We start from the raw sequence: 11,826 nt of genomic DNA on the forward strand, positions 1-11,826 counted from the left end.
GAACGCAAAACGTCCGCTGATCATTCTCGGCAAGGGCGCCGCCTACGCCCAGGCCGACGAGGCCATCAGGAATTTCGTCGAGAAGAGCGGCGCACCGTTCCTGCCCATGAGCATGGCCAAGGGGCTGCTTCCCGACCTGCATCCGCAATGCGCCGGCGCGGCGCGCTCGATGGTGCTGAAGGATGCCGACGTCGTCATGCTGATCGGCGCACGCTTGAACTGGCTGCTCTCGCACGGCAAGGGCAAGACCTGGGGCGACGCACCGAAGAAGTTCATCCAGATCGACATCGAGCCGAAGGAGATGGACTCCAATGTCGCGATCGCCGCTCCCCTGGTCGGCGACATCGGCTCGTGTGTCGGCGCGCTCATCGAGGCGATGGGCGATTGGCCCGCACCGCCCGCCGACTGGACCCGCGGCGTCAAGTCGAAGCGCGACGACAACGTCGCCAAGATGGCGCCCCGGCTGATGAACAACAATTCGCCGATGGACTATCATGGCGCGCTCGGCGTGCTGCGCTCCATCATCAAGGAGCGTCCCGACGCGATCCTGGTCAACGAAGGCGCCAACACGCTCGATCTGGCGCGCGGCGTCATCGACATGCATCAGCCGCGCAAGCGGCTCGACGTCGGCACCTGGGGCGTGATGGGCATCGGCATGGGCTCGGCGATCGCCGCCGCCGTCGAGACCGGCAAGCCGGTGCTCGCGGTCGAGGGTGACTCGGCCTTCGGCTTCTCCGGCATGGAAGTCGAGACCATCTGCCGCTACGGCCTGCCGGTCTGCATCGTGATCTTCAACAATGACGGCATTTACCGCGGCACCGACGTGAATTCGACGGGCGGCGATCCCGCGACCACCGTGTTCGTCAAGGGCGCACGCTACGACAGGATGATGGAGGCGTTCGGCGGTGTCGGCGTCAATGCCACCTCGCCGGACGAATTGAAGCGCGCCGTGAATGCCGCGATGGATTCCGGCAAGCCGACCCTGATCAATGCGGTGATCGACCCGGCGGCGGGCTCGGAAAGCGGCCGCATCGGCAACCTCAATCCACAGAGCGTGTTGAAGAAGAATCAGGCCAACTGAAGCGCGCATTCAGGCGCAGGATCGAACAGTTTCAAGGAGAAGGATATCATGACCAAGGCGCTGACGGGCGTTCGCATCCTCGATTTCACCCACGTCCAGTCCGGACCGACCTGCACGCAGTTGCTCGCATGGTTCGGCGCCGACGTGATCAAGGTCGAGCGCCCCGGCGTCGGCGACATCACGCGCGGCCAACTCCAGGACATTCCCAACGTGGACAGCCTGTATTTCACCATGCTGAACCACAACAAGCGTTCGATCACGCTCGACACCAAGAACGCCAAGGGCAAGGAGGTGCTGACTGCGCTGATCAAGTCCTGCGACGTGCTGGTGGAGAATTTCGGCCCCGGTGTGCTCGACCGCATGGGCTTTCCCTGGGAGAAGATCCAGAGCATCAACCCGAAGATGATCGTCGCCTCGGTGAAGGGTTTCGGCCCCGGCCCCTACCAGGAATGCAAGGTCTATGAGAACGTCGCCCAATGCACGGGCGGCGCTGCTTCGACCACCGGCTTCCGCGACGGCGTGCCGCTCGTGACCGGCGCGCAGATCGGCGACAGCGGCACCGGGTTGCATCTCGCGCTCGGCATCGTCACCGCGCTCTTCCAGCGCACCGTGACCGGCCGCGGCCAGCGCGTCACCGCGGCCATGCAGGACGGCGTGCTCAATCTCTGCCGGGTGAAGCTGCGCGACCAGCAGCGCCTCGCGCACGGACCCCTGAAGGAATACAGCCAGTTCGGCGAGGGCATTGCGTTCGGCGATGCCACCCCGCGCGCGGGCAATGATTCCGGCGGCGGCCAGCCCGGGCGCATCCTCAAATGCAAGGGCTGGGAGACCGATCCCAACGCCTACATCTATTTCATCACGCAGGCGCCGGTGTGGGAGAAGATCTGCGACGTCATCGGCGAGCCCGGCTGGAAGACGCATGCCGATTACGCCAAGCCGGCGGCACGCTTGCCGCGGCTGAACGAGATCTTCGCCCGCATCGAGCAGTGGACCATGACCAAGACCAAGTTCGAGGCCATGGACATCCTCAACGAGTTCGACATCCCCTGCGGCCCGATCCTGTCGATGAAGGAGCTGGCCGAGGACCAGTCGCTGCGCGCGACCGGCACCGTGGTCGAGGTCGATCATCCCAGGCGCGGCAAGTATCTTTCCGTCGGCAATCCCATCAAGCTGTCGGACTCACCGAGCGACGTGACGCGTTCGCCCCTGCTCGGCGAGCATACCGATGAGGTCCTGCGCGACGTGCTCGGCTTCAGCGATCACCAGATCGCGGAAATCCACGATTCGGGAGCGCTCGCCGCGCCGCGCAAGGAGGCCGTGGAGTAGCCTGCCAACACACTCCAGATCAAAGGGCCGCCTTCGGGCGGCCCTTTCATTTTCCCGTCTTTGATCAGGAGAGGCCCCTCACCAACCGACGGACCCTTCCTCGACGTGATGCTGGAGCTTGCATCGGAACCCTGTTCGCCTGCCACACAGAATGGCGTCAGGCCTGATGGCAGAATGACCGGCATGCTGCCTTGCGATAGTAAAAATGCTGCTATGCAAACAAAGTGGTTGCCTCTGGCATCTGGTATACCTAGCTGTCACTCGAAACCGATGCGGCAGCACTGCTGTCCTTTCAGAAGGGAACCCGATGTCCAAAACTGTTGCGCTTCCGTTGCCTGCCCCGGGCGTTTTCAGCCGCCTGTTCGTCAAACTGGACCGTTTGCTGCTGGCTTACGCCGAAATCACCATCCGAAACGGGGACGTCCCGCGTAGCTGCGTCTGAGAAACCTGGAAGCCGGCGCGACAAGCCTCTGATAATGGCCCCGATTTTCGGGGCCATTTTTTGTCGCGCCAAGCCGTACTCTTGTCCGGTGAGTCCACGCGCTATCAAGGCAAATTGCCGAAACGACGCGTTGGACGGTATTTGAATGTTTTCATGGTTAGTCCGTTGCCTGCGTCAAAATCGACCTTGCCTATTGGAATATATTATACCAGAATTTCTGGATAATAGCGCCGGGGCGACCGCTGGTCGCGCTCCACCAAAAGGCGCCCTTTGGGAGGACATCATGAATGGAGCCGCCGAGGCCGGTCAGGTAAGCAACAGCTTTCGTTGGATGCAGCTCATCATCGGGGTGATCTGCATGGCGATGATCGCCAACCTCCAATATGGCTGGACCTATTTCGTCAACCCGATGGCGAAAGCGCATTCCTGGGATGTCGGCAGCATCCAGGTCGCCTTCAGTATCTTCGTCGCGCTCGAAACCTGGCTGACGCCGGTGGAAGGATGGATCGTCGACACGCTCGGTCCGCAGCGCGGCCCAAAGCTCATGGTGGCTGTGGGCGGAATCTTCGTGGCGATCGGTTGGCTGATCAACGGATGGGCCAATTCGCTTGAGATGCTCTATCTCGGCGCCATCATATCCGGCATCGGCGCGGGCGGCATCTACGCGACCTGCGTCGGCAATGCCGTGAAATGGTTTCCCGACCGGCGCGGACTCGCCGTCGGTCTCACCGCGGCGGGTTTCGGCGCCGGCGCTGCGGTCACCGTGATTCCGATCCAGATGATGATCGCCTCGATCGGCTACGCGCAGACGTTCATCTGGTTCGCGCTCGGCCAAGGCGCCGTCATCTTCGTGCTGGCCTGGCTGTTGCGCTCGCCGCTCGCCGGCGAGGCGCCGCCAGCGACCGCCGTCAAGGTGCTTCAGTCCAAGACTTCGAGCACGCCCGGCCAGATGCTGATGTCGCCGATCTTCTGGCTTCTCTATCTGATGTTCGTGCTGGTGTCGGCGAGCGGCCTGATGGTTGCGGCCCAGATCGCGCTGATCGCGAAGGACTACGGTGTAGGACAGACCGTGATCCTGTTCGGGGCGACCACGCTGATCGTCGCCGGCATCATCGACAACCTCGCCAATGGCGGCGCCCGCCCGTTCTTCGGTTGGGTGTCGGACCAGATCGGCCGCGAATACACCATGGCGATCGCATTCACCGCGGGCGGCCTCGCCTATTGGCTGTTGGGCAGCGCCGGCACCACGCCGTGGACCTTCGTGATCTGCGCAGCGCTGATCTTCTTCACCTGGGGTGAGATCTTCAGCCTGTTCCCCTCGACCTGTACCGACACCTTCGGCCCGAAATATGCCACCACCAACACCAGCCTGCTCTACACCGCAAAGGGCCTGTCGGCCTTCGTGGTCCCGCTTGCCAATGTACTGAAGGACTATTCCGGAAACTGGCATATGGTGTTTGCCGTCGCCGCGATCATGAACTTCGTCGTGGTGGCGCTGGCGTTGTTCGTGGTGCGGCCGCTGCGGCTGTCGATGAGCGCCTCGGAGGGCAAGGGTACGGTGGGCGGCCAGCTCGCCGCCGAGTAACAATTCTCCGTCACCGCTGAAGCGGGAAGGCGCATTCCGATGCGCCTTTCTTTTTGCGCCAAGCAAGACAGGTACAGATGCCAGCGCTCGCATCTCGGCTCTGTTCCTCGCCGCAGGCGGTTCGCCACCATATTGGTTGACAATTGGCATTATGTATACCAGACTTCCCCGAGACCAACTCATCGCGAAGGGAGGAATGCCATGCAAGTCGGAGACATCCTGCGCAAGAAAACCGCCCGAGTCGTCACGGTTCGAATGAACGAAACGGTCGGCGTCGCTGCGCAATTGATGCGGGCCAGCAACATCAGCGCGCTCGTGGTGAAGGACGTGGTTCGGACCGAGGGCAACACCGCGGCCGGCATGTTCACCGAGCGCGACGTGGTGCGTGCGATCGCCGAGCACGGCGCGGCCGGCGTCGCCTTGAAGGTTTCGCAGCTCATCTCGGTGCAGCGGCTGGTCGCCTGCTCGTCTTCGGATTCGCTGGAGCATGTGCGTCACCTCATGAACGTGAATCACATCCGCCATCTGCCGGTGATCGACAATTTCAGCCTCGCGGGCGTCATCAGCATGCGCGACGTCGCCGCCGCCTTCGACGAGGCCGCGGCGGTGGCGGCTTGAACGCGCCGCGTCGCGGACGAGATGTCCGCACCGTGGAAATAGAAGCCTGCGCTTCTGCATGATCGTGCTGCCCTGTCCGACCCCGGCGTCGGTGGACATTTTCGGGGCGGAACGGCATCCTGTCCGTCGAACAACGACAGAAGCGCCGCGCATGCGGCCTTGAGGAAGCGCAGGGACACTGAGCCAATGGCACTGAAAACGCGGTTTACCGAGCTGGTCGGCGTCGAGCACCCGATCGTGCAGGGCGGCATGCAATGGGTCGGCCGAGCCGAGCTGGTCGCAGCCGTCGCCAAGGCCGGCGCGCTCGGTTTCATCACCGCGCTGACGCAGCCGACGCCGGAGGATCTCACCAAGGAAATCGCACGCTGTCGCGACATGACCGACAAGCCGTTCGGCGTCAACCTGACCATCCTGCCGGCGATCAAGCCGCCGCCCTACGTCGAATACCGCCGCGCGATCATCGAGAGCGGCATCAAGGTGGTCGAGACCGCCGGCAACAAGCCGCAGGAGCATGTCGACGAGTTCAAGAAACACGGCATCAAGGTCGTGCACAAATGCACCAGCGTGCGCCACGCGCTCTCGGCCGAGCGCATGGGAGTCGACGCGATCTCGATCGACGGATTCGAGTGCGCCGGCCATCCCGGCGAGGACGATACGCCGGGGCTGATCCTGATCCCGACTGCCGCCGACAAGGTCAAGATCCCGATGATCGCCTCGGGCGGATTCGGCGACGGCCGCGGCCTCGCCGCAGCGCTGGCGCTCGGCGCCGACGGCATCAACATGGGTACGCGCTTCATGTGCACCAGGGAGAGCCCGATCCATCAACTGATCAAGGAGAAGATCGTCGCCAATGACGAGCGCGAGACCGAGTTGATCTTCCGCACCATGCGCAACACCTCGCGCGTCGCCAGGAACGCGGTTTCCACCAAGGTCGTGGCGATGGAGAAGGAGGGCGCGAAGTTCGAGGACATCCGCGAGCTCGTGGCGGGCGCGCGCGGCAAGATGGTCTACGCCACCGGCGATGCCGACGAAGGCATCTGGTCGGCCGGCCAGGTGCAGGGCCTGATCCACGACATCCCCACCTGCGCCGAGCTCATCTCCCGCATCGTGCACGAGGCCGAGACCATCATCCGCAGCCGCCTCGGCGGCATGATGTCCGGCGCCCAGCGGGAGGCCGCGGAATAAATCGGCTTCGCTACGAGGCGACTCCATTCCCTCGTCCTGAGGAGCTTGCAAAGCAAGCGTCTCGAAGGATGAGGCCACGGTCGGGGCTTCATGGTTCGAGACGGCGCCTTCGCGCCTCCTCACCATGAGAGCCAACACAAGAGGAATAGTTCCATGAAAGCCTATGTCTACGGCGCGAACGGCGCCACGATCGCGGATGTTTCCAAACCTGCGCCCAAGGGCACGCAGGTGCTGGTGAAGGTGCACGCCTGCGGCCTCAACCGTGCCGATCTCGGCATGACCAAGGGCCACCGCCATGGCGCCGCCGGCGGCGTCGGCACCGTGCTCGGCATGGAATGGGCCGGCGAGGTCGCCGAGCTCGGCCCCGAGGCCAAGGGCGTCAAGGTCGGCGACAAGATCATGGGCTCGGGCGGCGCCGCGTTTGCCGAATACACCCTCGCCGACCACGGCCGCCTGTTCCGCGCGCCCTCCAACATGAACTTCGAGGACGCCGCTACCCTCCCCGTCGCGCTCTCGACCATGCACAACGCTATCGTCACCAATGGCGTCCTGCAGCAGGGCCAGACCGTGCTGATCCAGGGCGCGAGTTCCGGTGTCGGGTTGATGGCGATGCAGATCGCCAAGCTGAAGGGCGCGTCGCTCGTGGTCGGCTCCTCGACCGATGCGACCCGCCGCGGCCGGCTCAAGGAGTACGGCGCCGACCTCGCGGTCGACTCCTCCGACCCGGGCTGGGTCGATCAGGTGCTGAAGGCGACCAACGGCGAAGGCGTCGACCTGATCGTCGACCAGGTCTCCGGCAAGGTCGCAAGCCAGAACCTCGCGGCGACGAAGATCAAGGGCCGCATCGTCAATGTCGGCCGGCTCGGCGGCACCCATGCCGATTTCAATTTCGACCTGCATGCGGCGCGCCGCATCCAGTATATCGGCGTCACCTTCCGCACCCGCACCATGGAGGAGATCCGCGCGATCTTCGACGAGGTCGGGAAGGACATCTGGGGCGCGGTGGAATCGCGCAAGCTGCAATTGCCGATCGACCGCGTGTTCCCCTTCGACGACATCGGCAAGGCGTTCGAGCACATGGAAGCCAACCGGCATCTCGGCAAGATCGTCGTGACGCTTTGATGTCGGCGGCCCGAGATCGGAACAGTTCGCATTAGCAACGGCGGCGATCGGCGGTGCGTATCGTCCGATCCCTGCTTTCATGGGTCCGGGCGGACTGCTACATCGGCGCTCATGAACGACCACGTCCCAAGCGGCAAGACAGGCGGCAAGACCCGCGTCGCGGCCATCTCGGTGTTCGCCAGCGCCGGCATGGCGGTGGCAAAATTCGTCGTCGGCATCCTGATCGGCTCGCTGGCGCTCGTCTCCGAGGCGCTGCACAGCTCGGTCGACGTCATCGCCACCGTCGTCACCTGGATGGTCGTGCGGGTGTCCGACCGCCCGGCAGATGCCGAACATCATTACGGCCACGGCAAGCTGGAAAGCATCTCCGCGCTCGGCGTCATTGCCCTGCTCTACGTCCTCGCCGGCGGCATCCTGGTCGAATCCTACAGCCGGCTGCAGGAGGGCACGGCGCCGCCCGTCATCTCGGCGGTGCCCTTCGTCGTCCTGGTGATCGACATCGCCGTGAACTTCTGGCGCGCGCGGGCGCTGCATCGCGCGGCGCGCAGAACCCACAGCCAGGCGCTGGCCGCCGACGCTTTGCATTTCGCGTCCGACGTGCTCGGCTCGATCGCCGTGATCATCGGGCTCGCGCTCGCGGGACTGGGATTCGGGTGGGGCGATTCCGCCGCCGCGATCGCAGTTGCGATCATGATCGCGGCGCTGGGATTGCGGCTCGCGCGTTCCACCGTAGAAACCCTGGTCGACCGCGCGCCCGAAGGCGCGCCCGAGAAGGCGCGCGTGGCGATCGCGGGCGTTCCCGGCGTGGTCGACATCGACCGCCTGCGCATCCGCATGGTGGGCGCCACGCATTTCGTCGACGCCGCGGTCAAGGTGCCCCGCACCTACCCGATCGATCGCGTCGACGAGGTCAAACAGAGGGCGCAGGCCGCGGTCACGCGCGCGCTTGGCGATGCCGACCTGACGTTCACGGCCCTGCCGGTCGCGCTCGACAACGAAACCGTCCGCGAGCGCATCATGGTGATCGCGCGCAATGCCGGTCTCGCGGTCCACCACGTCACCGTGCATGATCTCGGCGGCAAGCTCACGGTCTCGATCGACCTCGAGGTCGATGGTGGCATGGCGCTGATCGCCGCTCACGACATCGCGGGCCGGCTGGAACGCAATATCAGCGAAGAGTTCGGCACCGACCTCGAGATCGATACCCATATCGAGCCGCTGGAGCCGGAGCTGCCGTTCGGCGCCGATGCCGTGCCCGAGCGCATCGAGACGATCAGGGCGGCGCTGATGCGCTTTGCGGCCGCGACCGAGATCCACGACGTTCACAATGTCCGGGTCCGCGACACCGATGCCGGCGAGATCGTCAATTTCCATTGCCGTGCGGCGCCGTCGATGAGCGTGCTCAGGGTCCATGACAATGTCGACGAGATCGAACGAAACCTGCGCCGCGCCTTCCCGTCGGTGAAGCGCGTGATCAGTCATGCCGAGCCGCCGCGCGCTTGAGCGCGTGTTAGGAATTTGGCCGAAAATTTCCGTTTCCGACTCGGCTTTGCCGTAATTTCCCTGGCACTTTTCTCCATTGGACAAGAATTATTTGCGTTAAGGAATCGTTGACTCTCGACAGCCTGAGAAATCTGGATTCAAATCATGATGATTCGGGAGCAGCGTGGGGGTTCTTCCGAAGCGTGAGCAGGATGAATCTCCGTGGGGGTCCCAGGCATGGCGCGTGCGCATGCGGCGAACGCGTGCGGCCAGTCCGATTCGATCAAAGGACTGGCGCAATCGATCGCAAAGCCAGCCTACCACAGGCTGCTGATTGCTGAGCCGGCGTTGCGCCGCGCCGTGCCCACCCTGATCATCGCCTTCCTCATCACCATCTGCCTCGGCGCCTTCGTCCAGGTGCTGGACCAGGGCCGGCAGAAGCGCGCCGCCGCCAGGCGTGATCTCGCAGCGCTTGCCGACGTGCTCGCCGAGCGCGTCGATCGCCTGACCTCGATCAGGATCGAGCGGCTGACCAACATCGAGCGATTGCAGGCCCGATTGGCCGACATGCTGCCGTCCTGGGGGATCGCGGCCGGCCGGCACGTGATCATCATCGGCGGCGACCATCACATTCTGGCGCGCATGCCCCTCGACGCCAGCCTCGGCGAGGCCGACGGCGTGCTCGACACCATCAGCTCCGCCCAGCTCCTCGCCGCACCGAACCTGCAGGGCGCGGTCATCGACGTGACGCTGCCGAACGGCTATGGCGCGCTGGCCACCTCGCAGTTGATCAAGTCCCTGCCGGGCCAGGTCATCGTGATCCAGGAGCGAAACCAGCCGCTGTGGGGCTCGGATTCGGCGCTGTCGGTCACGCTGTCGGCGACCACCGGCTTCGTCGTGCTGATCCTGGGCTTCGCCTTCCACTGGCAATCGACCCGCGCCCGCGAGGGCGACCTGATCAACGACGCCGTGCGCGGCCGGATCGATACCGCGCTCAACCGCGGCCGCTGCGGCCTGTGGGACTGGGACCTGTCGCGCGGCCGGATCTTCTGGTCGCAGTCGATGTTCACCATGCTCGGCCTCGACAGCCGCAGCGATCTCTTGACGTTCGGCGAGGTCAACGCGCTGGTGAAGTCGGACGACATCGACCTGTTCGCGATCGCCGACCAGTTGATGGCGGGCGACATCGACCACATCGACCAGACTTTCCGCATGCAGCACACCGACGGCCACTGGATCTGGCTGCGCGTGCGCTGCGAGCGCAGCCAGGGCTCGGGCGACGCCGGCGTCCATCTGATCGGCATCGCCGTCGACATCACCGAACAGAAGAGCCTCGCGGAGAAGACGGTCGAGGCGGACCTGCGGCTGCGCGACGCGATCGAGACCATCCCCGAGGCGTTCGTGCTGTGGGACGCCGGCAATCGCCTGGTGCTGTGCAATTCGCATTTCCAGCGGCTGCACAAGCTGCCGGACTCCGCCGTGATCCCCGGCACCTCCTACGAGACCGTGATCGAGGTCGGCCGCATGCCGGAAGTGCGCAGCCGCTCGCAGGAGGCAGGCAGCCCGGGCGCACGCACTTTCGAGGCGCAGCTCGACGACGGCAGCTGGCTGCACATCAGCGAGCGCCGTACCAAGGACGGCGGCTATGTCTCGGTCGGCACCGACATCACCCGCATCAAGGAGCACGAGCAGAAGCTGGTCGACAACGACCTTCGCCTGCGCGCCACCGTCAACGATCTCCGCCGCTCGCAGGCCGCGCTGGAACGGCAGGCGCTGGAGCTCGCCGATCTCGCCGAGAAATACTCCCAGGAGAAGCGGCGCGCCGAAGAAGCCAACCAGACCAAGTCGAAATTCCTCGCCAATATGAGCCACGAGCTGCGCACGCCGCTCAACGCCATCATCGGCTTCTCCGAGATCATGGAGAGCGGCATGTTCGGCGCGCTGGGCTCGGAGAAGTATCGCGAATACTGCCACGACATCCTGACCAGCGGCCACTACCTGCTCGAGGTGATCAACGACATCCTCGACATGTCGAAGATCGAGGCCGGACGGATGAAGCTCGACATGGAGAGCCTCGATCTCTCCCGGACGCTCGCGGAATCGCTGCGCGTGGTGTCGGGCCGCGCCGAGGACAAGAACCTGACGCTCGACGCCGACATCGAGAAGGCGATCTCGGTGGTGGCCGACCGCCGCGCCACCAAGCAGATCATCGTCAACCTGTTGTCGAACGCGGTGAAGTTCACCCCCGACGGCGGCCGCGTGATCGTCCGCAGCCGCGTGCTGGAGGACCGCATCTCGCTGGTGATCGCCGACACCGGCATCGGCATCGCGCCGCAATCGCTGGCGCGGCTCGGCCGCCCGTTCGAGCAGGTCGAAAGCCAGCTCACCAAGACCTATCACGGCTCGGGGCTCGGGCTTGCGATCGCGCGCTCGCTGACGCAGCTCCACGGCGGAACAATGAAGCTGCGTTCGAAGCTTGGCGCCGGCACCGTGGTGCGGGTCTCGCTGCCACGCGACCCCGATCGAGATAGGCGGCGGATGTCGGCCGCGGCGTGAGCCTGATACATAATGAGATCGGGAGGGTGGGCTGAGCGTCATCTCGCTCCGATGCCCGACACACAAAGGCAGGAGCGTACCCACCATTTTGGGCGCAACGCCGTAGAGCAATGATGGACACGGCGCTTCGCGCCTTGGTAAGTGTCAAACAGCCAGGACCTCGCGTTCCCGCGGCGCTGGGCGCCCGAGTTTTGCAAAGACGAGACCCTCCTGAGAAGCGAGAGGGCGCAGGGAAGACCGGGCACCGGCTGGTGCCCATGGCCCCTGTGCAGCAGGAAACGCACGGGGCAGGAACCACAGGCTCAGCCGAGGATACCCGGCCTTCCCTGCGCGATGGTCTAACGGCTGCTCCGCGCTCTCCCTGGTGTACCGGGCTTGCTAGCCACCATCGCCCGCGTGATGCGAAGCATCATCGCGAACTTGACACCA

Annotated in this window: 9 protein-coding genes; all 9 read left to right on the forward strand. The window is 64.7% G+C overall.

The genetic code is table 11. The features are described from left to right. Positions 1-1,081: oxalyl-CoA decarboxylase (gene oxc, locus JOY90_RS27885; RefSeq protein ID WP_291694318.1), on the forward strand; the 1,081-nt coding region annotated here is incomplete at its 5' end. A 48-nt stretch (positions 1,082-1,129) separates the two neighbouring features. Further along, complete coding sequence (gene frc / locus JOY90_RS27890) at positions 1,130-2,407, forward strand: formyl-CoA transferase (RefSeq protein WP_291694319.1); 1,278 nt, start codon at positions 1,130-1,132, stop codon at positions 2,405-2,407. A 307-nt stretch (positions 2,408-2,714) separates the two neighbouring features. Further along, positions 2,715-2,849 carry a hypothetical protein gene (locus JOY90_RS27895; protein ID WP_291694320.1) on the forward strand — a complete coding sequence of 45 codons (135 nt, stop codon included), beginning with the start codon at positions 2,715-2,717 and terminating at the stop codon, positions 2,847-2,849. Between the two features lie 283 nt (positions 2,850-3,132). Then, positions 3,133-4,434 (forward strand): oxalate/formate MFS antiporter, encoded by a 1,302-nt coding sequence (gene oxlT, locus JOY90_RS27900; protein WP_291694321.1) that lies wholly within the window; start codon positions 3,133-3,135, stop codon positions 4,432-4,434. 201 nt (positions 4,435-4,635) lie between these two features. Continuing rightward, positions 4,636-5,052, forward strand: coding sequence for a CBS domain-containing protein (locus tag JOY90_RS27905; RefSeq protein WP_291694322.1), 417 nt, complete (start codon positions 4,636-4,638; stop codon positions 5,050-5,052). A gap of 186 nt (positions 5,053-5,238) precedes the next feature. Continuing rightward, the gene (locus JOY90_RS27910; protein ID WP_291694323.1) at positions 5,239-6,237 is read left to right on the forward strand and encodes a nitronate monooxygenase family protein; all 999 of its coding nucleotides are present in this window, start codon (positions 5,239-5,241) and stop codon (positions 6,235-6,237) included. Between the two features lie 153 nt (positions 6,238-6,390). Further along, entirely contained in the window at positions 6,391-7,359 is a 969-nt protein-coding gene (locus tag JOY90_RS27915; protein WP_291694324.1) for a zinc-binding dehydrogenase, read from the forward strand. Positions 7,360-7,470: 111 nt separating this feature from the next. Further along, the gene (locus tag JOY90_RS27920) at positions 7,471-8,862 is read left to right on the forward strand and encodes a cation-efflux pump (RefSeq protein WP_291694325.1); all 1,392 of its coding nucleotides are present in this window, start codon (positions 7,471-7,473) and stop codon (positions 8,860-8,862) included. A gap of 216 nt (positions 8,863-9,078) precedes the next feature. Beyond that, the gene (locus tag JOY90_RS27925) at positions 9,079-11,397 is read left to right on the forward strand and encodes an ATP-binding protein (RefSeq protein WP_291694326.1); all 2,319 of its coding nucleotides are present in this window, start codon (positions 9,079-9,081) and stop codon (positions 11,395-11,397) included. The last annotated feature ends 429 nt before the right edge of the window (positions 11,398-11,826 follow it).

Source organism: Bradyrhizobium sp. (assembly GCF_019242285.1).
Taxonomy (GTDB): domain Bacteria; phylum Pseudomonadota; class Alphaproteobacteria; order Rhizobiales; family Xanthobacteraceae; genus Bradyrhizobium.

Bases quoted from the DNA above. Each gene is read 5' to 3' on its own strand.
- JOY90_RS27910 (WP_291694323.1), top strand. From the start codon at position 5,239: ATGGCACTGAAAACGCGGTTTACCGAGCTGGTCGGCGTCGAGCACCCG.
- JOY90_RS27905 (WP_291694322.1), top strand. From the start codon at position 4,636: ATGCAAGTCGGAGACATCCTGCGCAAGAAAACCGCCCGAGTCGTCACG.
- oxlT (WP_291694321.1), top strand. From the start codon at position 3,133: ATGAATGGAGCCGCCGAGGCCGGTCAGGTAAGCAACAGCTTTCGTTGG.
- JOY90_RS27895 (WP_291694320.1), top strand. From the start codon at position 2,715: ATGTCCAAAACTGTTGCGCTTCCGTTGCCTGCCCCGGGCGTTTTCAGC.
- JOY90_RS27925 (WP_291694326.1), top strand. From the start codon at position 9,079: ATGGCGCGTGCGCATGCGGCGAACGCGTGCGGCCAGTCCGATTCGATC.
- frc (WP_291694319.1), top strand. From the start codon at position 1,130: ATGACCAAGGCGCTGACGGGCGTTCGCATCCTCGATTTCACCCACGTC.
- JOY90_RS27915 (WP_291694324.1), top strand. From the start codon at position 6,391: ATGAAAGCCTATGTCTACGGCGCGAACGGCGCCACGATCGCGGATGTT.
- JOY90_RS27920 (WP_291694325.1), top strand. From the start codon at position 7,471: ATGAACGACCACGTCCCAAGCGGCAAGACAGGCGGCAAGACCCGCGTC.